Below are 23,014 nucleotides of genomic sequence, written 5' to 3'. Positions count from 1 at the left end.
CGTGACCACCACCGACGTACGCCGGGCCGAGCCGACGGCCGCGGCCGGGGCCGGCGCGCGGGCCGCGCACCGCCTCTTCGTCGTCCGAGAACTCGGCATCGCGCTCGCCCTCGCGCTGCTGGTCGCCGGCACGGCGCTGACGAACCCGAGGTTCCTGTCCGCGCAGAGCGTCAAGGACCTGCTGCTGGGCTCCACCATCCTGGCGATCCTCGCCGTCGGCCAGGCCATCGTCATCATCACCCGCAACGTCGACCTGTCGGTCGGTTCCATCCTCGGCCTGTCGGCGTTCGCGACCGGCACCCTGTTCCTCGCCGCCCCCGGCCTGCCCATCCCGGTCGCCGTCGCGGTCGGTGCCGCGCTCGGCGCGGTCTGCGGCGCCGTCAACGGCGCCCTGATCGCCGCCGCCCGGGTGCCCGCGCTCGTGGTCACCCTCGGCACGCTCTACGTCTTCCGCGGCATCGACTACACCTGGGCCACCGGCCGGCAGATCAACGCCGCCGACATGCCCGCCGGATTCCTCCGGATGGGCACCGCCACGGTGCTCGGCGTCCCGGTGCTCACCCTGTTCGCCGTCGCGGTGCTGCTCGTCGCCGGGTTCGTGCTGCGCTCGTACCGCGCCGGCCGTGAGCTCTACGCGATCGGCTCGGATCCCGACGCCGCCCGCCTCGCCGGCATCCCCGTCGGCCGGCGGGTCTTCGTCGCCTTCGTGGTCAGCGGCGCGCTCGCCGGGCTCGCCGGCGTGCTCTACGCCGCCCGCTTCGGCACCCTCGACGCCAACGCCGGCCTCGGCTCCGAACTCAACGTCGTGGCGGCGGTCGTGGTCGGCGGCGTGGCCATCTTCGGCGGCAGCGGCTCCGTCTACGGCGCCGCGCTCGGCGCCGTGCTGCTCACCACCATCGGCAGCGCGCTGCCGGTGCTCGGCATCAACCCGTTCTGGCAGCGCGCCGCCGTCGGCGCGCTGATCCTCGCCGCCATCGGGCTGGACCGCGCGCTCGCCGTGCGGATGGCCCGCCGACTGCAGGGAGGCAAGGCCCGTGGCGCCTGAGCAACCCGTGCCCACCCGGCCGGCCTGGCGGTCGGTGCTGGGATCCTGGGACGCCGTCGTCATCGTCGCCCTCGTCGCCGTGATCATCGTGGGCAGCCTGACCATCGACGGCGTCAGCAACCCCCGGTTCTACCGGTTCCTGGTGCTGGAAGCCATCCCGATCGCCCTGATCGCGCTGCCGCTGACCCTCGTCGTGATCACCGGCGAGATCGACCTGTCGGTCGCGAGCACCGTCGGCCTGACCTGCGCCGTGCTCGGACAACTCTGGCACCTCGGGGTCAGCTCGCTGCCCGTGCTCATCGTCGCCAGCCTCGCGCTGGGTGCCCTCCTCGGCGCGGTCAACGGCCTGTTCGTCACCGTGTTCGGGCTCCCCTCGCTCGCGGTCACCATCGGCACCCTGGCCCTCTACCGCGGCCTGGCCTACGTGGTGCTCGGCGACCGCGCGGTGGCCGACTACCCGACCGACTGGACCCGCCAGGCGATCAGCCCGATCCCGGGCACCACCATCCCGTGGTTCGTCCTCGTCGTCGCCGCCCTCGCGGTGGGTTTCGGCGTGGTCCTGCACGCCACCCCGATCGGCCGGGGCCTCTACGCGATGGGCAACAACGCCGAGGCGGCCACGTTCTCCGGCATCTCGGTGGCCCGCACCAAGTTCTGGCTCTTCGTCGCCACCGGCGCCGTCTCCGCGCTGGCCGGCGTGTTCTGGACCTTCCGGTTCGCCAGCGCCCGGGCGGACAACGCCACCGGCCTGGAACTCTCCGTGGTCGCGGCGGTCCTGCTCGGCGGGGTGTCCATCTTCGGCGGGCGCGGGGGTCTCGTCGGAGTGCTCGCCGCCGTCGCCCTGCTCGGAACCCTGCGCAACGCGCTGCAACTGGCCGACGTGCCGGCCAACGCGCTGACCATCGTGACCGGATCCCTGCTCATCCTCTCCGTCGTCGGGCCGAACGTCGTACGCCGGGCCCGTGACCGGCTGAGCCGGCGACGACCAATCCCCGCCTGAGAAAGGACACCCCCATGAGCACCAGACGCATACGGACGATCGCGTCGGCGGCGTTGCTGGCGCTGCTGTTCACCACCACCGCCTGCGCCGACGACTCCGGCTCCGGCAGCGGCGACTCCGGCTCCGGCGACGGCACCATCAAGTCCGGGCTGAAGATCGCCTTCCTGCCCAAGCAGGTGAACAACCCGTACTTCGACACCTCCGACAACAAGGGCGGCAAGGTGGCGGTGGAGGAGTTCAAGGGCTCCTACAGCCAGACCGGCCCGTCGGAGGCCAGCCCCTCGGCGCAGGTGAGCTACATCAACACCCTCTCCCAGCAGCAGACCGACGTCATCGTGGTTTCCGCCAACGACAAGGACGCGATCTGCGGCGCGCTCGAGGAGGCCCAGCAGAACGGGGCGAAGGTCGTCACCTACGACTCGGACACCAACCCGTCCTGCCGGGACTTGTTCATCAACCAGGCCACCGCCGAGGGCATCGCCAAGTCGCAGATCAAGCTGATCTCCGAGGCGGTCGGCCCGGAGGGCGGCGAGATCGCCATCCTCTCCGCCACCGCGAACGCGACGAACCAGAACGCCTGGATCGAGATGATGAAGACCGAGCTGGCCAGGCCGGAGTACGCCAAGCTCAAGCTCGTCGACACCGTCTACGGCGACGACGACGACCAGAAGTCGTTCCAGGAGGCACAGGGCCTGCTCGCCAAGCACCCCAACCTCAAGGGCATCATCTCGCCGACCACCGTCGGCATCGCCGCGGCCGCCCGCTACCTGTCCGGCTCGACGTACAAGGGCAAGGTGCAGCTGACCGGCCTCGGCACCCCGAACCAGATGCGCGCGTACGTCAAGGACGGCACGGTGCAGTCGTTCGCCCTCTGGAACCCCGCCGACCTGGGCTACCTGGCCGCGTACGCCGGCGGCGCGCTGGCCTCGGGCCTGATCACCGGCAAGGAGGGGGAGACGTTCACCGCCGGCAAGCTCGGCGAGTTCACCGTCGGCGCGGAGGGCGTCGTCGTCCTCGGCGACCCGTTCACCTTCACCGCCGAGAACATCGACCAGCTCAACTTCTGACCAACCGCGGGAGGCTTGGCGTGCGCCGGATCTGTTTCACCCTCCAGGTCCGTCCGGAGCGACTGGAGGAGTACCGGCGCCGCCACGCCGCGGTGTGGCCCGAGATGCTGACCGCGCTGCGGGCGGCGGGCTGGCACGACTACGCCCTCTTCCTCCGCGAGGACGGCCTGCTGGTCGGCTACCTGCACACCGACGACTTCGCCGCCGCGCTGGCCGCGATGGACGCCACCGACGTCAACCGCCGCTGGCAGGCGGAGATGGCCCCGTTCTTCGCGGACCTGCCCGACGGGCGCCCCGATCGCGGCATGCACGTGCTGGCCGAGATCTTCGATCTGAACGAACAACTGGGGAGACACGGATGACTGACCTGGCCCCGGCGACCCGGGCACGGGTGGCGGCGGCGCTGCGCGACCAGCGGATCGAGACGGCGTCCTGGGCGTACGGCAACTCGGGCACCCGGTTCAAGGTGTTCCCGCAGGAGGGCGTGCCCCGCGACCCGTACGAGAAGGTCGCGGACGCGGCCACCGTGCACCGGTTCACCGGCGTGGCACCCACCGTCGCGCTGCACATCCCGTGGGACCTGGTCGACGACTACGCCGCGCTGGCCCGGTACGCCGCCGAGCAGGGCATCGCGCTGGGCACCATCAACGCCAACGTGTTCCAGGACAACGACTACAAGCTCGGCAGCGTCACCAACCCGGACCCGGGGATCCGCCGCAAGGCGATCGGCCACCTGACCGAGTGCATCGGGGTGATGGACCGCACCGGGTCCCGGGACCTGAAGCTGTGGTTCTCCGACGGCACCAACTACCCCGGCCAGGACGACGTGCGCGCCCGGCAGGACCGGCTGGCCGCGGCCCTGCGGGAGACCTACGACCGGCTCGGCCCCCAGCAGCGGATGCTGCTGGAGTACAAGCTGTTCGAGCCGGCGTTCTACCTGACCGACGTCCCCGACTGGGGCACCGCCTACGCCCACTGCCTCGAACTCGGCGAACGGGCCCAGGTGGTGATCGACACCGGCCACCACGCCCCCGGCACGAACATCGAGTTCATCGTGGCGTTCCTGCTGCGCGCCGGGAAGCTCGGCGGCTTCGACTTCAACTCCCGGTTCTACGCCGACGACGACCTGATGGTGGGCGCCGCCGATCCGTTCCAGCTGTTCCGCATCCTGCACGAGATCGTGCTCGCCGACGCCCTGCGGCCCGGCGCGGGCATCGCGTTCATGCTCGACCAGTGCCACAACATCGAGCCGAAGATCCCCGCGGTCATCCGCTCGGTGATGAACGTGCAGGAGGCGACCGCCAAGGCGCTGCTGGTCGACCACGAGGCGCTGCGCGCGGCGCAGGCCGGCGGCGACGTGCTGACCGCCAACGCGGTCCTGATGGACGCCTACCACACCGACGTCCGACCGCTGTTGCGGCACCTGCGCGAGGACATGGGCCTGGATCCCGACCCGATCGCGGCCTACCACCGCTCGGGCTACTTCGAGAAGGTCAGGACCGAGCGGGTCGGCGGGCGGGCCGCCGGTTGGGGAGCGTGACGGGATGTCCACGGCAGACGACCTGGTGGCCCGGTCCCGACGGCTCGGGGCGGACCCCCGCAACACCAACTACGCCGGCGGCAACACCTCCGCCAAGGGCCGCGGCGCCGACCCGGTCACCGGCGGCGACGTGGAGCTGCTGTGGGTGAAGGGCTCCGGCGGAGACCTCGGCACCCTCACCCCCGCCGGCCTGGCCGTCCTGCGGCTGGACCGGCTGCGGGCGCTGGTCGACGTCTACCCCGGCGTGGACCGCGAGGACGAGATGGTCGCCGCCTTCGACTACTGCCTGCACGGGCGTGGGGGAGCGGCACCGTCGATCGACACCGCCATGCACGGCCTGGTCGATGCCGCCCACGTGGACCACCTGCACCCCGACGCGGGCATCGCGCTGGCCACCGCCGCCGACGGTGAGGCGCTGACCAAGGAGTGCTTCGGCGACCGGGTGGTGTGGGTGCCGTGGCGACGCCCCGGCTTCCAGCTCGGTCTGGACATCGCCGCGGTGCACCGGGCCAACCCGCGCGCCGTCGGGGTGATCCTGGGCGGGCACGGCATCACCGCCTGGGGGAGCACCAGCGAGGAGTGCGAGCGCAACTCGCTGGAGATCATCCGTACCGCCCAGGCGTTCCTGGACCGGCGTGGCCGGCCGGAACCGTTCGGCCCGGCGCTGCCCGCGAACGCGGCGCTGCCCGCCGCCGAACGGCACGCCCGCGCCGCGGCCCTCGCCCCGGTCATCCGTGGCCTGGCCGGCACCGACCAGCGCGTCGTCGGCCACTACGTCGACAGCGACGTCGTGCTCGACTTCCTGGCCGGGGCGAACCATCCCCGGCTGGCCGCGCTCGGCACCTCCTGCCCGGACCACTTCCTGCGCACGAAGGTCCGCCCGCTGCTGCTGGACCTGCCGCCCACCGCGTCGCTGGGCGACGTGGTGGCCCGGTTGCGGGAACTGCACGCCGCCTACCGGGAGGACTACCGCGCCTACTACGAGCGGCACGCCGGCCCGGACACACCCCCGATGCGCGGCGCGGATCCGGCCATCGTGCTGGTGCCCGGCGTGGGCATGTTCTCCTTCGGCCGGGACAGGCAGACCGCCCGGGTCGCCGGTGAGTACTACCTCAACGCCATCAACGCGATGCGCGGCGCGGAGGCGGTGTCCCGGTACGCGCCGATCGACGAGGCGGAGAAGTTCCGCATCGAGTACTGGGCGCTGGAGGAGGCGAAGCTGCGCCGGATACCGCCGCCGAAGCCGCTCGCCACCCGGGTGGCGTTGGTGACCGGCGCAGGCTCGGGGATCGGCCGGGCCGTCGCTCGCCGGCTCGCCGAGGAGGGCGCGTGCGTGGTGCTCGCCGACCGGGACGCCGACGCGGCGACCCGGGTGGCCGGCGAGATCGGCTCGGCCGACCGTGCGCTGGCCGTGCCGGTCGACGTCACCGACGAGACCGCGGTACGGGCGGCCGTCGCCGCGGCGGCGCTGCGCTTCGGCGGCGTGGACCTGGTCGTCAACAACGCCGGGCTGTCCGTTTCCAAGCCGCTGCTGGAGACCACCAGCGCCGACTGGGACCGGCAGCACGACGTCATGGCCCGTGGCTCCTTCCTCGTCTCCCGCGAGGCGGCCCGGGTGATGATCGAGCAGGGCGGCGGTGGCGACATCGTCTACATCGCCAGCAAGAACGCCGTCTTCGCCGGCCCGAACAACGTCGCGTACGGAGCCGCCAAGGCCGACCAGGCGCACCAGGTGCGGTTGCTCGCCGCCGAACTCGGGGAGCACGGCATCCGCGTCAACGGCATCAACCCCGACGGGGTGGTCCGCGGGTCCGGGATCTTCGCCGGCGGGTGGGGCGCCCAGCGGGCCGCCGTCTACGGCGTGCCCGAGTCCGAACTCGGCGCGTTCTACGCCCAACGCACCCTGCTGAAGAAGGAGGTCCTGCCCGAACACGTCGCGGCCGCCGTCATCGCGCTGACCGCCGGCGAGTTGCCGCTCACCACCGGCCTGCACATTCCCGTCGACGCCGGCGTCGCGGCGGCGTTCCTGCGGTAGGCCACCGACCGTGCCGTCCAAGAGGAAGGAATGGTCCCCGTGACCACGCCGACCATGGAGCACCGACCACTCGACGACGACGACCTGACCCTGCTCCGCCTGCTCGCCGAGGGACTGCCGATGGACGCGGTGGCCCGCCGGCTCGACACCTCCGAACGCACCGTACGCCGCCGGGCCCGGGCGATCTGCGACCGGCTCGGCGTACCGGCACCGATCGCCGCGGTGGTGTGGGCCGCCCGCCGCGGGCTGCTGTAGCACCTGCTGGCCGTTTCCGGGGAGGAGCACGTGACCGTCACACCCGTCACCGTCGCCGCGGTGGACCTCGGCGCCGCCAGCGGCCGGGTCATGGCCGGCCGGCTCGGACCGGAGACGCTCGACCTCGCCGAGGTCGAACGGTTCGACAACGTCCCGGTCCGCGCCGGCGGCGTCCTGCACTGGGACATCCTGCGGATCTACCAGGGTGTCCTGGACGGGCTGCGCGCCGCCGGCCGGCACGCCGGTCCCGTCGCCTCGGTCGGGGTGGACTCCTGGGCGGTCGACTACGGGCTGCTCGACGCCGACGGCAGGCTGCTCGGCAATCCCGTGCACTACCGCGACGGGCGCACCGACGGCATCGCCGACCGGGTGACCGCGACGGTCCCGGCCGCGGAGCTCTACCGGCGCACCGGCGTGCAGTTCCTGCCCTTCAACACCATCTACCAGCTCGCCGCCGCGGCGGGCACCGCCCAGCTCGCCGCGGCGTCCACCCTGCTGCAGATCCCCGACCTCGTCACCTACTGGCTGACCGGCGCCGCCGGCGCCGAACTCACCAACGCCTCGACCACGCAGCTGCTCGACGCCCGCACCGGGACCTGGGCCACCGACCTCATGCGCAGGCTGGGCATCCGGCCCGAGCTGTTCCCCGCCCTGCGCCGCCCGGGCGACCCGATCGGCGAGCTGCTGCCCGACGTCGCCCGGGCCACCGCGCTGACCGGACCGGTGCGGGTGACCGCGGTCGGCTCACACGACACCGCCTCCGCGGTCGTCGGCGTACCGGCGCGGGGGGAGCGGTTCGCGTACGTCTCCTGCGGCACCTGGTCGCTGGTCGGTGTCGAGCTGCCGGCTCCGGTGCTCACCGAGGAGAGCCGGGCGGCGAACTTCAGCAACGAGGTCGGCGTCGACGGCACGGTCCGCTACCTGCGGAACGTGATGGGACTGTGGCTGCTGCAGGAGTCGATCCGCGGTTGGCGGGCGGCCGGTCTCCCCACCGACCTGGCGACGCTGCTGCGCGAGGCCGCCCGGGTGCCCCCGTTCACCGCCGTGATCGACCCCGACGACCCGGCCTTCCTGCCCCCCGGCGACATGCCCGGCCGCATCGCCGACGCCTGCCGCACCCTCGGACAGCCGGTGCCGACGACCCGCGCCGAGACGGTGCGGTGCATCATGGACAGCCTCGCGTTGGCCTACCGCGCCGCCGTCGCGGACGCGCAACGGCTCTCCGGCCGCGCGGTCGACGTCATCCACGTCGTCGGCGGGGGCGCGCGAAACGAGCTGCTGTGCCAGCTCACCGCCGACGCCTGCGGCCTGCCGGTGGAGGCCGGCCCGGTGGAGGCCGGCGCGCTGGGCAACGTGCTCGTGCAGGGGCGCGCGCTCGGCGCCGTCGGTCCCGACCTGGCCGCGATGCGGTCCCTGCTGCGGGCCACCCAGCGGATCCGCCGCTACGAGCCGCGCGGCGACGCCGGGGCCTGGGCGGCTGCCGCGAAGAGGCTCGCGGCCGCACGCGGCTAGGCGGATCAGGACTACGAACCGGTCCGGCGTCCGCGCGGCCTGTCAGGCCTGGCGCTGTCGGCCGATGTCTCGCGGTCCACCACCTCGTGTGCGAGCCGGTCCACGCCGCGCGCCCGTTCCGCCCGCAACGCCTCTTCCTGGGTCGGGGTGCGCCTGCGAACGGCGGCGACCGCCGCCGTGACGGCCTGCCACCAGATTTTCGCCCCCATGAACCCCCCGAACCCGCGGCCGCCCGCGACGGCCGCTCCTAGCGATCATTGCGGTAGGGAAGCGCCACCCCGCCGTCCGGCGTTACGGCGACGGCGGGCACTCACCCGGCGCGACGGAGGTACGCCGCAGGGTGCCGGAACGACGAGCCGCGCGGGCTGGGAAAGTGCGGATCACCCGCCGCTGCGACGATAAGGTCTGGCCCTATGCGGACGAAGCCGGAGTTGAGCGCGACGATCCGCCGGGAGCGGCGGGCGGTGCTCGTCGTCAACGCCCACTCCCGCCGGGGCCGCCAGCGCTACGAGGGCGCCCGGTCACAGCTGGTCGCGGCGGGCTTCACCCTGCTCGGCACGTACCCGGTCGACCGGCCCGCCGAGCTGGAGCGGACCCTCGCCGCCGCTGCCGACCTGGAGCCGGACCTCCTGGTCGCCGGTGGTGGCGACGGCACGATCGGCACCGCCGCGCGGCTGCTCGCGCACCGGGACATCGCCCTCGGCCTGCTGCCGCTGGGCACCACCAACAACTTCGCCCGGACGGTCGGCATCCCGCTCGACCTCGACGCGGCGGTCGCGGTCCTCACCCACGGCAAGGTGATCGACGTCGACCTCGGGCTCGTCGGCGACCTGCGGTTCACCAACCACGTCGGCATCGGCCTCTCCGCCGACGTGGCGCTCCGGACGCCGCCGCGGCTCAAGCGGGCCACCGGCCGGCTCGCCTACCCGCTCACCGCGCTGGCGCTGCTGGCCGGGCACCGGCCGCTGCGCGCCACCGTCCGCGCCGAGGGACGCGAGCACGAGTTCGTCACCCACCAGCTGTACGTCGCCAACGGCGGCTTCCACGCCGGCCGGCCGATCACCGCCGACGCGGACGCCGACGACCGGCTGCTGGTCGCCTACCCGGTGGGCGGCCCGACCCGCCGCGAACTGCTGCGCGACACGGCCCGCAACGCCGCGACCGGTCATCGTCGTACCCTCGGCGAGGAGCCCTTTCTCGCCGTACGCCAGCTCTGGCTGGAGACCGACCGGCCGGCGCCGGTCGAGGTCGACGGCGAGTTGTACGGCGAGACCCCGATCCGGATCGGCCTGGACCCCAACGCGCTGCGCATCATGGCTCCCGTCGACAGCCCGGACCGCTAGCGCCCGACGCCCCGCGGGTGCCGGAGCGGGCACTGCGCGCCGCTCCGGCAACCCGGTCGTCCCGTCGTCGGCCCCGGGGCGGGCGCACCCCCGGGCCGGCGCCCGCGCCTACAGTGCCCGGCACTGCCCCGACGCCGTGCCCCGGACGCTGTTCGGCGCACCGAGGTCGACCGGGACCGGGCTGTTGCCGGCGCAGTGCAGCGCGGCGACCTCGTTGCCGGCGAGGATCGCCGCGGTGCCGCCGGTGAGGTTGCCGGTGAGGACCAGCGGACCGTCCACCCGCGCTCCGACCACGGTGACGTGGCCGGTGGTGCCGGTCAGCGCGACCGCACCCCGCACGCCGGTGTTCAGCAGTTCGACCGCGGTCGCGCCGGTCGCCGTCAGGCTGCCGGAGACCGTGGCCCGCTCGGCGACCAGGGCGGCCCCGGGGCGCACCACGACCGAGCCGGCCACGGTGGCGCCGCGCAGGCAGGTGACGCCGGCGCTGACGACCAGCCCGCCGCTGTGCTGGCCGGAGACGACGCTGGTGCACGCCGGTGGCGACGGGATCAGCGTGGCCACGAACGCTCCGGCCGCGCCGATGTTGCCGACCGCGTCGATGCCGCGGTACTCGATGGTGTGCCGGCCGTAGCCGGGGGAGCGCTGGGCGAACGGCGAGACCGACAGGCCACCCGAGCCGAGGTTGCCGTAGACGAGGCCGTCGACGTCGGTGCCGGTGGCCGTGAACCGGAACGGCTCGTCCGCGTCGGTGGGCCAGCCGTAGTAGTTGTGCCAGCCGTCGCCGTCCAGGCGGAACTCCGAGGTGGTCTGACCCGCGCCGTCGTCCGTGCCGGTCAGCTTCATGGTGAACGGGCCGTTGTAGAGGTACTCGGTGGGCCGGCCGGGCTTCTCCGTGGCGAGCAGCGGTTCGGAGACCTGGTAGCCGACCGTCGGTCGGGTCGCGTCGACGGTCCAGGTGCGGGTCACCGACTCGCGCGTCACCGGGTCGCTCACCGTCGCGGTGAGCCGGTGCGTGCCGCCGGCCAGGTCCAGCGGGGCCAGTTCCAGGTCACCGTCGTGGCCCGGGTTGGTCACCGGCCGGCCGTCGAGGGCCCAGCTCACCGTCGGTACCCGGTCGGTCCGGTGGGTGCTCTCCACGTACACCACATCGTGGGCGCCGACCGGCCGGTCGGTCGCGGTCGAGGCGGTGATCGCCAGCGGCCCGCCCGCTGCGGGCGTGGTCAGCCCGGTGTCCACGGTCCAGGTCCGGCGCTGGGTCAGCGCGGGCGACTCCCGCACCGCGGGGTCGCGGACGAACGGGGTCGGGTCGGTCACCGTGGCGGTGACGGTGTGCGTCCCGGGCGCGAGCCGCAGCGACCTCAGGTCCAGGCTGCGGGCGTTGCCGGTGCCCGGGACGGTGCTGCCGTCGACCGACCAGGTGACGCTCAGCTCGTGGCTGACCGGGTGCAGGGTCTCCACCCAGACCATCCGGTCGGTGCCGATCGGCCGGTCCGCCGGCGTGCCGTCCTGCAGGATGCTGACCCGGCCGGCGATCCGCTGGGTCATCCGCTCCCGGGCGACCTGGTCGAAGTAGAAGCCCAGCGACTTCATCATCGAGTGCTGGCTGGGTCGCCACACGCCGCGCTGCAGGTAGAGGCCGCCCTCGTAGCGGCCGATCGTGCCGCCGGACTCGCTGGGCTCGCCCAGCCACCGCCACCACTTGGCCCGGGTGTCGCGCATCTGCCGTTCGGTGAGCACGGTGTGGTGCACCGAGGAGGGTTCGGGCCCGGTGTAGGTGTCACCGGGTACGCCGCGGGCGTAGTAGTCGTACTCGTCCTGCAAGCCGCCCAGCGAGTGCCCCAACTCGTGCGGGCTGATCAGCGCGGAGAGCGCGTTGCCGCCGGACGCGGTGGCGTTGGCGCCGCCCGCGCCGCCGTAGGTGCCGCTGTTGGCCAGGGCGATGAGCTGCCGGTTGCCCGGGTTGGTGCCGGTGGCCAGGTTGGCGTACGTGTTGGCGGCGGCACCGTCGACGGAGAGCAGGCGTTGCACGCTGTTGTGGTTGCAGCCACCCCAGAAGCCCATGTCCAGCACGGTGTCCCGCCGCGGGTCGGACAGCCCCGGATCGCAGTCCACCCCGGACTCGGCGGAGACGATCTCCACGGCGTAGACGTTGACGTAGCTGCGGTACGACTTGAACGGCTCGATCGTCCAGAGCGTGTTGAGGTGCTTGTCCACGTGGGACCGGAAGGTCGGCAGGTCCGCCGCGGTGTAGCCGTCGCCGAGCAGCACCAGGTTGAAGCGCTTGGCCGGGTCCCCGGTGACCTGGATCGGCACCACGGTGGCGCTGCCCACCTCGGCGGCGGCCGCCGGTGGGGCGGCCACCAGCCCCGCCGTGACCATCGCCGCCACACACAGCCCAGCTCTGATCTTCACCACGCGCCCCCTCCGTGAACCGGCTGCCGCTGACGCGATCCCGCTGCCGTGATCGCGGTCATCCGGACCGTACCCGGGGAGCCCGCGTCGGCATAACCCTTCGAGCCCCGCCGATGACCGGGCGGTCAGCGCAGCAGCGGCAGCACCGAGTCGCGGAGCCGGCCACCCGGGCGGTACACCACGCACATCACCGTCCGGTCGCCGTCGGCCCAGGTCTGCGCCGTCGGGAGGACGGGGTAGTAGGCCAGGTCCACCCGGGACGCGTCCGGCCACCGCCGGTCGAAGAACTCACCGCAGCCCCGCCAGGCGAACGCGGCCAGGCTCCGGCGGTCCCACGGCCCGTCGGCGGCGCGCAGGAAGCCGTACGACTGGTTGTCGGCGCCCTGCTCGCAGGGTTCGTACCGGACGACCACCTCGGCCGCCCGCCGTGAATATGCCGGGTCGGTGAAACACTCGCCGCCCTCGATGGTGAGCATCCCGCTGGTCTCCGCCGTGACGAAGGTGTCGGTCTTGGTGACCGGCGCCGACCCGGTCGGCTCGATCGCGAAGAGCGCGGCGAGGGTGCCGGCGGTCGCGGCCACCGCCCAGCGGCGGGACGGCAGGTTCATCGTGCTCCGAACTCTCGATCTCAGCCGGTGGCGATGGTAGGTGGGCAGGGATGAACGGCCGGCCGCGTCCGGATGACCGGCCGCCGCCCGGCGGGTGAAGCTCTGCGGCGGCGGGACGGTGAGGGGCAGCAGTTCACCTGGTGGCCGCGCCACCGTCGACCGTCCGTTGATCATCTTTGCCTGAATATCCGTCGGCCATTGGCACAACGCCAAGGACGACGTGCATCCTCAGGGAAAGGTGATCCTCGTTGGGCGACATCAAGCGACCCTGGTTCATGGGTTCGCGGCGGGCGAGACTGACGGCGATCGGTGCCGCGGCCCTGCTTGTCGGCGGCTTCGCCTTCACCCCGGTGGCGTTCGGTGACGCCGCCCCGGGCAAGTACCCGGCGGCGGAGATCCACCGTCCGTCCCCGGTTCCGGACCGCATCATGCTCACCCCCACCACCACGCCGGCCACCTCGCAGCGGGTCACCTGGCGGGCCGAGGCCGGCGCCGAGTGGGCGCGGGCCGAGATCCTCGAGGCGCCCGCCGCGCTCGGCGAGGTGGCGCCGGCCGCCGGGGCGGTCACGGTGGTCAAGGCGCTCTCCACCACCCCGGTCAACACCTCGCTGGGGTACGCCTCCACCTACCACACCGTGGAGTTCAGCGGCCTGAAGCCGAACACCCGCTACACCTACCGGGTCGGGGACGGCACGAACTGGAGCGCGTGGACGGACTTCACCGCGGCCGCCGCCGACTTCCAGCCGTTCTCGTTCATCTACTACGGCGACGCCCAGAACTACATCGACTCCGCGGTGCCCCGGGTGTTCCGGCAGGCCTTCGCCGACCGGCCCGCGGCCAAGCTGATCGTCAACGCCGGTGACCTCATCGACTCGGCGAACAGCGAGGAGCAGTGGGGCCAGTGGTACCAGGCCGGCGGCTTCATCGACAGCCAGATCAACAACATCTCGATCCCGGGTAACCACGAGTACAGCGGCGGGCTCTCCACCTTCTGGCGGCCGCAGTTCCCGTACCCCGACAACGGGCCGGGCAACCCGGAGCTCAAGCAGACCGTCTACTGGGTCGACTACCAGGGGGTCCGCTTCATCGGCCTGGACACCAACGTGCAGGGCAACGCGACGCTGATGGCCGCGCAAACCGCGTGGCTGGAGGGGCTGCTCAGGAACAACCCGAACAAGTGGACCGTGGTGACCTTCCACCACCCGGTCTACTCGACCGCCGCCGGCCGCAACAACCCCGTGGTGCGCGCGCAGTGGGGCCCGCTGTTCGAGAAGTACGGCGTGGACCTGGTCCTGCAGGGCCACGACCACACCTACGGCCGGGGCAGCGTCAGCACGTCCCGCCGGTCGCTGACCGTGCACGACAGCACCGTCTACGCGGTCTCCGTCTCCGGCGGCAAGATGTACGAGGTCGACGGCTCGGTCTGGACCGGCAACGGCGCGGACATCATGAGCAGGGCCCAGGACAAGCAGCTCTACCAGCTGATCGACGTCACCGCCGACAGCATCCGCTACGAGGCCCGGTACGCCAACGGCCAGCTCCACGACGGCGTCACCATCCGCAAGAACGCGGCCGGTGAGCGGACCGTCAACGAGTTCCGCACCCCGGAGAACACCACCGGTGAGCAGGCCACGGTCGACAGGACCATCGTCGAGACCAGGGGCGAGGTCACCGTCTCGGCGTACGGCTACGACCCGGGCGAGAAAGTGACCGTCCACCTGCGCGACGCCACCGACGGCGCCGGCTCCGACGGGGTGTTCGTCGGCTACGCCAAGGCCGACGAGCTGGGCCGACTGGAGTACGGCTTCGCGCTGCCGCCGTCGGCGAAGAAGAACAGCACCCACGTGGTCTACCTGGAGAGCAGGAACCAGAAGATCACCAGCCCGGTCATCACCGTGACCAAGTGATGCCGTACCGGGCGCGGCCACCGGTTCCCACCGCCGGGCCGCGCCCGGTACGCCCGTAGCAGGAGAACCATCCGTGACTGTCCGCATCCGGCACCCGCTCGCGGCGGTGTGCGCCGTCGCCCTGGCGGTCCTCGCCGTTCCGGCGAACCCGGCCGCCGCCCATCCGTTCGGCCCGCCGTCCACGGCGCGGATCAGCGTCGACGGCTCCCGGGCCACGATCACCTGGCTCGCCGCGGAGGACGACTGGGTCGCGCTGGGCCAGTCGCTCGGCGCCTTCGAGGACCCGACCCTCGGGCCGGTCGCGACCAACCTGACCGGCGAGCAGAAGCTGCAACGCTCCCGACGCGTGCACGACTACCTGCTCGACCACATCACCGTGCGGCAGGGCCCGGCCCGCTGCCCGGGGCGGCTCGCCACCCTCGACCGACTGCTCAACCAGGGCGCCCGGCTCAGCTTCGACTGCCCGCAGCGGGTGGTCGACCTGGAGGTCACCCTCGCCCCACTGACCGACCTGAACGAGGCGTACCGGACCATGCTCACCAGCCAGACCCCGGCGACCCCGGGTCGTGCCCTCTTCACCGCCACCGAACCGACCCACCGGCTGCGGTTCACCGCCGACAACGACAGCGCCTTCGGTCGGACCGTGGCGTCAGCCGGCGCCGGCGTCGCCCTGGTCGGCGCGGCGGCCGCGCTGCTCGTCGTCCGGCAACGGCGCGCCCGGAGCCGGTCGTGACCGGCCTCGACGAGCGCCTGGTCGCGCTCTTCGACGGTCGTGGCGTCTTCTGGCTGGCCTTGGTCGTGGCGCTCGGCGTCGGGGCGGCGCACGCGGTCGCCCCGGGCCATGGCAAGGCCATCACGGCCGCGTACCTGCTCGGCACCCGGGGCCGCTACCGCGACGCCGTCCGGCTCGGCGTCATCGTGGCGGCGATGCACACCCTGTCCGTGCTGGTGCTGGCGCTCGCCTGGGTCGGTCTCAGCGGCGCGGCGAGCCTCGGCACCAGGACGGTGACCGCCTGGATGCAGGTCGCGGCCGGGCTGCTGGTGATCGGCGTTGGCGCCCACCTGACCTGGCGGCACCTCCGCGGCCACGACCACCATCACCACGACCACCATCATCGTGACCACCGGAAGGTGCCGGCGCACGCGGGCGCCGCCGGCCACCCGGGTGCCGGCGCCGCCGACCACCCGCACGACCACTCATCCGGTCACCACCACGACCACGCGGTGCCGACCGATCCGTGGTCGCGACGTGGGCTGACCGCACTGGCCCTCTCCGGCGGGCTGCTGCCCTCGCCCTCGGCGTTCCTCGTCCTGGTCAGCGGCCTGCTCACCGGCCGCGCCGTCGACGCGCTGGTCCTGGTCGTCGCCTTCGGCGTCGGGATGGCCGCCACCCTCACCGGCGTCGGGGTGGTGACCATCCGGGGATTCGCCCTGCTGGCCGGGCGGCTACGACGCTGGCCGGCGACGGCCACCGCCTGGCTGCCGGCGGTCGCCGGGGTCGCGGTGAGCATCGGCGGCTGCCTCTACCTGGTCGCCGCGATCTCCGTGCTCACCGCCTGAGCCCACCACTCAGGCGTCCTCCCTTCGCCGGGCGTTGACGTCGGTGAAGCCGCGTCCTAGGGTCATTACGGCCATAGCCGATATAGCTACGCCAGCAACAGCTCCTCGAAGATCCCGGGGCCGCCCAGACAACCCGGGCTCCATCGAAATTCCGGTTCTGACCGTTACGGCTCGGCCGCCGGCTACCCGGTGGTCGCTGGAAGAGAAGCAGGCGCCCATGACACACCGCCGCACGTTGCTCCGCTCCGCCGTCGCCCTCACCGCGGCGCCGGCCCTGCCCGTCGCCTGGACCGCGAGTGCCGCCCTGGCGGACCCCGCCGGGGTGGCCGTGGATCCCTTCGGCATCCCGCTGCGCGACGTACTGCTCATCGGTGGCACCGTCGCCCCCGGCCCGACCGGCGAACCGGTGCTCTGGTCCGCGGTCTCCGGGGAGCCCGCCCGGCTGGCCGCGATCGACCCGGCGACCGGCCGGACCGTCTCCGCCCAGGACCTCACCGGCGCTCCCGGCTCGTACGCGGTGGCCGCCGCGCCCGACGGCACCGTCTACGTCGGTGCGTACAACACCGGTGACCTGTACCGCCGCCGGCCCGGGCCGGACAGTCCGGTGGAGAACCTCGGCCGCCCGCTGCCCTCGGAGACCTACATCTGGCGGCTCGCCGTGGACGAGGCGGGCGTCGTCCACGGTGGCACCTTCCCCGGGGCGCGGGTCTTCGCCTACGACCCGGCCAGCGGGACGACCCGCGACTACGGCCAGGTGCTGCCCGGCGTCCAGTACGTGCGCAGCCTCGCCGTCACCGACGACAGGATCTACGCCGGCACCCAGCCGGACGCCCACCTCTTCGAGATCGACAAGGTCACCGGCGAGCGCCGCGAACTGCCGTTGCCCGACGGCCTGGGCGACGGCACCGGCCAGACGGTGTACGACCTCAACGCCCACGACGGCCGGGTGTACGCGCGGTTCGGCTCGGCCATCAACGGCCGGCTCGGGGTGTACGACATCGCCGCGCGCCGGTGGACCGACCTGATCGACGACGTGGCCGGCCTGGACGTCTCCGCACCCGGCCCCGGTGGCCTGGTCTACCTCACCCGCGCCGGCCGGCTCACCGGCTACCACCCGGGCACCCGCACGTTCACCGACACCCCGCTGGCCTTCCCCGGCCGGGTGGTCAACAACCGGGGCATCGGCTGGGTGAGCCTGGCCGACCGGGACTGGCCGGGGCGCACCCTGGTCGGGCTGCTCTGGCGCGGCGACATGTTCCGCTGGAACCCGGTGACCGGGCGGGCCGACGTGGTGCAGACCGACGTGCCCGGCGCGCCGATCCCGATCGCGGCGCTGCACGTCGGCCCGACCGGCACGGTCTGGGTCGGCGGCTACCTCAACGGCGGCCTGGCCCGGGTGGACGCCGACACGGGCGTCTCGACCTTCCAGCGGTTCGCCCAGGTGGAGAGCGTGCTGGAGACCGGCGGCCAGGTCTGGCTCGGGGCGTACCCGGACTCCCGGCTGTACCGGTACGACCCGGCCGCGCCGTGGCACAGCCCCGAGTACTCGCCCGGCCTGCCCGGCAGCGCCGACAACCCGGCGAAGCTGCTCGACCTGAAGGCCGCCGACCAGGTACGGGCCCGCGCGCTGACCGACGCCGGGGACAAGGTCGCCTACGGCACCATGCCCAACACCACCCTCGGCGGCGCGCTGGCCATCGTGGACAAGGCCACCGGAGCGTCGCGGGTGCACCGGCCGGTGGTCACCGACCAGTCCATCGTCAGCCTGACCCATCTCAACGGCCTGCTCGTCGGGGGCACCTCGATCGGCGGCGGGTACAGCGTGCCCCCGCCGACCCAGACCGAGGCGAAGCTGTTCGGCTGGGACGTCGCCGGGGACCGCAAGGCGTTCGAGTTCGTGCCGGTGCCGGGCGCGACGGCGATCCCGGCGCTGGCGGTGGACCGGACCGGCCTGCTCTGGGGCCTGGCCGGCGGCCAGCTCTTCGCCGTCGACCTGGCCACCCGGTCGGTCGTCCAGCGCCTCCAGCTCGCCCCGGGCGTCGCCGACAGCCGTGGCAAGCTCGGCTACGACGCCCCCCGCCACCTGCTGTACGCGCTGGTCCGCGGCCGGCAGGTGGTGCGGGTGGAGCTGGCCACCGGCGCCACCCGGCAGTTGCTGGACCAGCCGGCGGAGTTCCTCGCCGTGCATCCGGACGGTCGGCTCTTCCTCGGCGCCGGCGAGCACCTGTACCGGCTGACCGTGACCGGCTGACCGCCGCCGACGCGGGCCGGCGGCGGGACGGGGACGGGCCGGCGATCCCCCCTCGGGATCGCCGGCCCGCCGTCGTGCGCACCGTTGCGCGGGGGTCTACAGCTGGATGCGGACCAGGTTGCGGCCGCGCAGGGCGTACAGCGCCGAGCCGTCCGGGGCGGCGGTGAGCAGCGCGCCGCCGCCGTACCACTGGGCGTTCAGGCCGGTGACGAACGGGGTGACCGTCATCGTCGCCGGGTCCAGCTTCCAGACGTCCCGACCGTTGGTGCCGTAGATGGTCGGGCCGACCTGCACCAGGGTGTTCTGCCCCGACGCGACCCTGGTGGTCGCCACCACCTGGCGGGTCCGCCGGTCGACGGCGAAGAGCACGCCGGTCTCGGTGAGGCCGAGGATCCTCTCGCCGGTGGCGACCAGGTCGACGATCTGCTTCGCGCCGGGGACCGGGGTGATCTCCCAGGTCTTCGTCCGGGTGGCCAGGTCGAAGCCGGCGAGCCGGGCCTCGGTGGCCCGGGGCGTGGTGCCGAGGCCGCCGTTGATGCTGCTGCCGAGGAACGCGGTGCCGTGCTTCACCGCCACCGACCGGATCGACTGGTCCGGGACGACGTCGCGGTGCACGTCCAGCGCCCCGGACCGGGGATCGTAGAACGAGACGGCGCCCCCGTGGTGGCCGTACTCCGGTTCGGTGCCGACGACGAGCAGCCTGTCGGCGGGGGACCAGGTCGCGTCGAGCGGCCGGGTCTGCTCGTGGCCGATCGTGGTCACCCGGCGCGGGTCGCCGTCGGGCGCCATCCGGAACAGGTACGCCAGCGTGTAGACCGACATCCAGAGCTCACCCGCGACCGGTGTCATCGCCTTGGCCTCACCGGGCAGGAACCGGCGGGTGGAGGTGCCGGCGGCCAGGTCGTGCACCTGCACGCCGGCCTTGCCCGAGACGTACACCCGGGGCCCGTCGGTGGCGATCGCCATGGCCAGTTCCGGCGCCGGTGGCATGCCGGCCTCGGTGAGGTCGACGCCGGTCAGCTCCCCGCTGGTCAGGTCGTAGGTGACCACGGTGTTGGTGACCACGCCGTGCAGCTGGTCGCCGGTGACGAAGATCCGGCCGAAGGAGGCGCCGTCGTAGGGCACGGCCAGGGTGCTGAGCTGTCCGGTGTCCCGGTCGTAGCGGCGCAGGGTCCCCGACGGCCGGGTGCCGACGTAGACGTCGTTGCGGCCGGGGTCGATGGCGATCGCGGTGATGTAGCTGTCCGGCGTCTGCACGACCTCGTAGCGCGACGGGTCCGCGGTGTCGATCAGCAGCATGGTGCCGGTGGGGGAGAGGGCGGCAGCGAGGAGACCGTTCTCCAGGGCGAGGGTGCCGACGAAGGTACGGTCGGCGAATTCCGGCGGCAGGATCTCCCGCTTCGCGCCGGTGGCCCGGTCGATGGCGATCAGGTGGGCGTGCGCGCCGACGCCCGCGTAGATGGTGGTCGCGTCCACGGCGATGCTGCGCACGTACTGCTCGCCGGGGACGGCGACGCCGTAGTCGCGGGTGGCGCCGGTGGCCGGGTCGTAGGAGAAGACCCGTCCGTTGGGATAGGTGCCGCCGTAGAGGACGCCGTCCGGCGCGGTGGCCAGGGCCCAGATGAACCGGTCGGGGGAGACGTCGGCGACCTTGGTGACCTCGGTGCCGGTGGTGTCCACCCGGTACAGGTCACCCGGCTCGTAGGTGCCGACGTACAGGTCGGTGCCGACCGCCGCGGTGGCCCAGGCGCCACCGCCGGTGGGCAGCTCGTAGCGTTGGTTCACCCGCTGTTCGGCCAGTTCGTAGCCGCCCACCACGATCGGCGACACCCCGCCGGTGGCCGTGTAGATCGTGCCGTCGATCAGCTCGGAGCCGTTGACGGAGGTGACCTCGGAGGCGGGCCCGAGGTCGGTGACGGTGCCGGGTGGGGGTGTCTCGGCGTGGGCGGGTCCCGCCGGGACCACCAGCGTGGCGGCAGCCAGCGCCAGGGCCGCGGTCAGCGCGGTACGTCGCAACACGACCTCCATTCTCAGGGTTTCGGTCAGGGCTGTAACCGGTACAGGTCATCACGTCAAGCGCACCGTGTCGAGCCCCAGACTGCAAGTTCGTCATCGACTGCGAGTATCGATCGGCGACGCTGGAGTTCCGGCCGCCACCGTAATAGGGTGCCGGCAATGTCCAGCGTGGAGGTCGCCCGTGTCGTCGTTCCGTCGTAGCCTCGTGCCCGCCGCCGTCCTGGCGCTCGCTGCCGCCCTGCTCCCGGCCGCCGCCCCCGCGTCCGCCGCACCGGCCGCCCCGACGCCCGGCACCGTCACCGACTTCGGTGTCCAGCAGACCGCCCTCACCGTGTTCGAGGCCCACTACGGCACCGGCGCCGGCGGCCGGCCGGTCGCCTACGGGGTCCAGATGGGCTCGCCCGGAGTGCTTAGCGTGACCGACCCGGTGACCCGGGAGCTGCTGGACACCGCCTACCTGCCCGACTCCTCCGGCGCCTGGGGGATCACCCAGGCCGGCGACGGCACGGTGTACGCCGGCAGCTACCCCAACGCCCACCTCTACTCGTACGACCCGCAGGCCCGGACCACCGTGGACCTCGGCGCCCCGGTGCCCGGCCAGACCGTGCTCTACGGCCTGCGCCCCGGCGCGGACGGCCGGGTCTACGGCGGCACCTATCCGGGGGCGCACGTCTTCTCCTACGCCCCGGGCGAGGGGTTCCGCGACCACGGCCGGATGTACCCCGGCGAGCAGTACGTCGTCGACGTCGCGGTGGACCCGTCGCGCGACGTGCTCTGGGCGGCGGTCGGCGCCGCAGGGCACCTGGTCCGCCTCGACCTGGCGACCGGGGAGAAGCGCGACATCTGGCCGGAGGCGCTGCGCGGCGACGCGAACTACCCCTACGACATCAACCTGGTCGGCGGGAAGCTCTTCGTCAAGCGCAACAAGCTCCAGGGGCTGGTGCTCGACCCGGACACCGGCGCGGTCCTGGCCGACGGCTTCACCATGGGCTCGCGCGGCACCTCACCGCTGGCCCCGGACGGCCGGTCGGTCTACTTCACCTCCGGCACCGACCTCTGGCGCTACGACCTGCCGACCGACGCCGTCGGGCCGGTGCGCGACGCCACCGGCGCGCCGGTGCGCAGCGACGGCGCGGGCATCGGTTTCGGCTTCCTCGACGGGCAGTTGTACGCGGTGATCGGCAACTACGGCGGGCAGGCGCTGCGGTACGACCCGGCCACCGGCGCCAGCGAGCGCTACCGGTTGCCGTTCCCGCCGCAGGCGCTGGACATCAACACCATCACCGCCGGTCCGGACGGCCGGATCTGGACCAACCTCTACATCAACGGCAACCTCGCCGTCCTGGACCCGGCCACCGGCACGGCGACCAACGTCGGCCGGCTCGGGCAGGCCGACGGCTTCGGTTGGCACGGCGGCCTGATGTACCAGGGCGTGTACCCGTACGGCGGGGTGCTGGTGTACGACCCGGCCCAGCCGTACCGGCTCGGCACCAACCCGCGCGAGCTGTTCCGGTTGCAGCCCGACGGGCAGAACCGGCCGATCGCCTTCGCCTCGGCCGGTAGCCGGATCTACGTCGGTAGCACGCCGGACTACGGGCTGTGGGGTGGCGCGCTGACCGTCTACGACACCGCCACCGGCGCCCGCACCACCCGGCGGAACATCGTCGCCGACCAGGGCGTGATCAGCCTGGCCGTGGTCGGTGACCGGCTCTGGGCGGGCACCACGATCGGCGGTGGCGGGGGCACCGTGCCGCGCGCCACCGAGGCGAAGGTCTTCACCGCCGACCTGGCGACCGGGGAGAAGACTGCCGAGTACACGCCGGTGCCCGGCGCCGACGCGATCACCTCGCTCGTCGCCGGGCCGGACGGGATGATCTGGGGTCTCGCCGACGGTGAGGTGTTCGTGCTCGACCCGGCGACCGGCGCGGTGACCCGTCGCCTCGACGTGCCGGGCCGCTCCTCGGGGGTGGCCGACGAACTCGTGGTCAGCGCCGCCGACGAGCACGTCTACGCATCCCTCGACGGCTACCTGCACAAGATCGATCCACTGTCGAAGGACGTCCGGATCATCCGGGACGCGCAGACCTACCGGCTGACCCAGGACGGCCAGGGCAACCTCTGGTTCCGCGACGGGGTCAAGGCCGCCAACGGGGCGGTCCAGTACGGCGCGCACCTGCTGCGGTACGTGCCGGAGCCGGACGACTGCCCCCGCTCCGACCTGCGGGCCCAGGTGTACGCGGGCGGCGCGACCGGCGTGCCGAACCGGTACGCCGAGCGTGGCTGCACGGTGAACGACCTGATCCGGGACGAGGCGCACTGGGACAGCCACGGCGCGTTCGTCGCGCACGTCGCCGCGGTCACCGACGGCCTGGTCGACGCCGGCCTGCTCAGCGGCGGCGAGCAGGACGCGATCGTGGCGGCGGCCGGACGCTCCGGCGTCGGCCGGTAGCCGGGCCGGTCCGG

General features: G+C 73.1%; 17 protein-coding genes. 14 read left to right on the top strand and 3 right to left on the bottom strand.

Going from position 1 to position 23,014, the window contains the following annotated elements:
- Position 1: 1 nt before the first annotated feature.
- The 9 genes from AC1WTP_RS01065 (at position 2) to AC1WTP_RS01025 (ending at position 9,797) form a co-directional block, all read left to right on the top strand.
- Positions 2-1,045, top strand: a complete 1,044-nt coding sequence (locus AC1WTP_RS01065) for an ABC transporter permease (protein ID WP_481647353.1) — start codon at positions 2-4, stop codon at positions 1,043-1,045.
- Complete coding sequence (locus AC1WTP_RS01060) at positions 1,035-2,045, top strand: ABC transporter permease (protein ID WP_481647352.1); 1,011 nt, start codon at positions 1,035-1,037, stop codon at positions 2,043-2,045. Before AC1WTP_RS01065 ends, AC1WTP_RS01060 begins: the two co-directional genes overlap by 11 nt.
- Before the next feature lie 14 nt (positions 2,046-2,059).
- A complete protein-coding gene (gene rhaS / locus AC1WTP_RS01055) occupies positions 2,060-3,112 on the top strand; it encodes a rhamnose ABC transporter substrate-binding protein (protein ID WP_481647351.1) in 1,053 nt (350 codons plus the stop codon).
- A gap of 20 nt (positions 3,113-3,132) precedes the next feature.
- On the top strand, positions 3,133-3,474 hold the full coding sequence (locus AC1WTP_RS01050) for an L-rhamnose mutarotase (RefSeq protein ID WP_481647350.1): 342 nt from the start codon (positions 3,133-3,135) through the stop codon (positions 3,472-3,474).
- The gene (gene rhaI, locus AC1WTP_RS01045; RefSeq protein WP_481647349.1) at positions 3,471-4,652 is read left to right on the top strand and encodes an L-rhamnose isomerase; all 1,182 of its coding nucleotides are present in this window, start codon (positions 3,471-3,473) and stop codon (positions 4,650-4,652) included. The genes AC1WTP_RS01050 and rhaI overlap by 4 nt, the downstream gene beginning before the upstream one ends.
- 4 nt (positions 4,653-4,656) lie before the next feature.
- Positions 4,657-6,687, top strand: a complete 2,031-nt coding sequence (locus tag AC1WTP_RS01040; protein ID WP_481647348.1) for a bifunctional aldolase/short-chain dehydrogenase — start codon at positions 4,657-4,659, stop codon at positions 6,685-6,687.
- Between the two features lie 39 nt (positions 6,688-6,726).
- Positions 6,727-6,942: a helix-turn-helix domain-containing protein gene (locus tag AC1WTP_RS01035; RefSeq protein WP_481647347.1), complete on the top strand. Its 216-nt coding sequence runs from the start codon at positions 6,727-6,729 to the stop codon at positions 6,940-6,942.
- A gap of 30 nt (positions 6,943-6,972) precedes the next feature.
- Positions 6,973-8,454 (top strand): rhamnulokinase, encoded by a 1,482-nt coding sequence (locus tag AC1WTP_RS01030; RefSeq protein WP_481647346.1) that lies wholly within the window; start codon positions 6,973-6,975, stop codon positions 8,452-8,454.
- Between the two features lie 413 nt (positions 8,455-8,867).
- Positions 8,868-9,797 (top strand): diacylglycerol/lipid kinase family protein, encoded by a 930-nt coding sequence (locus AC1WTP_RS01025; RefSeq protein WP_481647345.1) that lies wholly within the window; start codon positions 8,868-8,870, stop codon positions 9,795-9,797.
- Between the two features lie 108 nt (positions 9,798-9,905).
- On the opposite strand, the gene AC1WTP_RS01020 is transcribed toward AC1WTP_RS01025, so the two are convergent.
- Together AC1WTP_RS01020 and AC1WTP_RS01015 are read right to left on the bottom strand one after the other, a co-directional pair.
- The gene (locus AC1WTP_RS01020; RefSeq protein WP_481647344.1) at positions 9,906-12,209 is read right to left on the bottom strand and encodes a M64 family metallopeptidase; all 2,304 of its coding nucleotides are present in this window, start codon (positions 12,207-12,209) and stop codon (positions 9,906-9,908) included.
- Positions 12,210-12,334: 125 nt separating this feature from the next.
- A complete protein-coding gene (locus AC1WTP_RS01015; protein WP_481647343.1) occupies positions 12,335-12,991 on the bottom strand; it encodes a hypothetical protein in 657 nt (218 codons plus the stop codon).
- Positions 12,992-13,065: 74 nt separating this feature from the next.
- Between AC1WTP_RS01015 and AC1WTP_RS01010 the strand changes: the two genes are divergently transcribed.
- The 4 genes from AC1WTP_RS01010 to AC1WTP_RS00995 all read left to right on the top strand — a co-directional run bounded on the left by AC1WTP_RS01010 (position 13,066) and on the right by AC1WTP_RS00995 (position 18,535).
- Positions 13,066-14,724, top strand: a complete 1,659-nt coding sequence (locus AC1WTP_RS01010; protein ID WP_481647342.1) for a purple acid phosphatase family protein — start codon at positions 13,066-13,068, stop codon at positions 14,722-14,724.
- 73 nt (positions 14,725-14,797) lie between these two features.
- On the top strand, positions 14,798-15,457 hold the full coding sequence (locus AC1WTP_RS01005) for a hypothetical protein (RefSeq protein WP_481647341.1): 660 nt from the start codon (positions 14,798-14,800) through the stop codon (positions 15,455-15,457).
- The gene (locus AC1WTP_RS01000; protein ID WP_481647340.1) at positions 15,454-16,284 is read left to right on the top strand and encodes a nickel/cobalt transporter; all 831 of its coding nucleotides are present in this window, start codon (positions 15,454-15,456) and stop codon (positions 16,282-16,284) included. The genes AC1WTP_RS01005 and AC1WTP_RS01000 overlap by 4 nt, the downstream gene beginning before the upstream one ends.
- A 217-nt stretch (positions 16,285-16,501) precedes the next feature.
- Entirely contained in the window at positions 16,502-18,535 is a 2,034-nt protein-coding gene (locus AC1WTP_RS00995; protein WP_481647339.1) for an outer membrane protein assembly factor BamB family protein, read from the top strand.
- Positions 18,536-18,631: 96 nt separating this feature from the next.
- Here the strand turns inward: AC1WTP_RS00995 and AC1WTP_RS00990 are convergent, their stop codons facing one another.
- Positions 18,632-20,554, bottom strand: a complete 1,923-nt coding sequence (locus tag AC1WTP_RS00990) for an NHL repeat-containing protein (RefSeq protein WP_481647338.1) — start codon at positions 20,552-20,554, stop codon at positions 18,632-18,634.
- A gap of 178 nt (positions 20,555-20,732) precedes the next feature.
- Between AC1WTP_RS00990 and AC1WTP_RS00985 the strand changes: the two genes are divergently transcribed.
- A complete protein-coding gene (locus AC1WTP_RS00985; RefSeq protein ID WP_481647337.1) occupies positions 20,733-23,000 on the top strand; it encodes a hypothetical protein in 2,268 nt (755 codons plus the stop codon).
- The last annotated feature ends 14 nt before the right edge of the window (positions 23,001-23,014 follow it).

Source organism: Micromonospora sp. R311, from assembly GCF_056780015.1.
Note: the sequence above shows the minus strand (reverse complement) of the source record. Positions and strands in the feature narration are given on the sequence as shown.

Coding starts and splice junctions, on each gene's coding strand:
- rhaS (WP_481647351.1), top strand. CDS start 2,060: ATGAGCACCAGACGCATACGGACGATCGCGTCGGCGGCGTTGCTGGCG.
- rhaI (WP_481647349.1), top strand. CDS start 3,471: ATGACTGACCTGGCCCCGGCGACCCGGGCACGGGTGGCGGCGGCGCTG.
- AC1WTP_RS01040 (WP_481647348.1), top strand. CDS start 4,657: ATGTCCACGGCAGACGACCTGGTGGCCCGGTCCCGACGGCTCGGGGCG.
- AC1WTP_RS01025 (WP_481647345.1), top strand. CDS start 8,868: ATGCGGACGAAGCCGGAGTTGAGCGCGACGATCCGCCGGGAGCGGCGG.
- AC1WTP_RS01015 (WP_481647343.1), bottom strand. CDS start 12,991: ATGATCAACGGACGGTCGACGGTGGCGCGGCCACCAGGTGAACTGCTG.
- AC1WTP_RS00995 (WP_481647339.1), top strand. CDS start 16,502: ATGACACACCGCCGCACGTTGCTCCGCTCCGCCGTCGCCCTCACCGCG.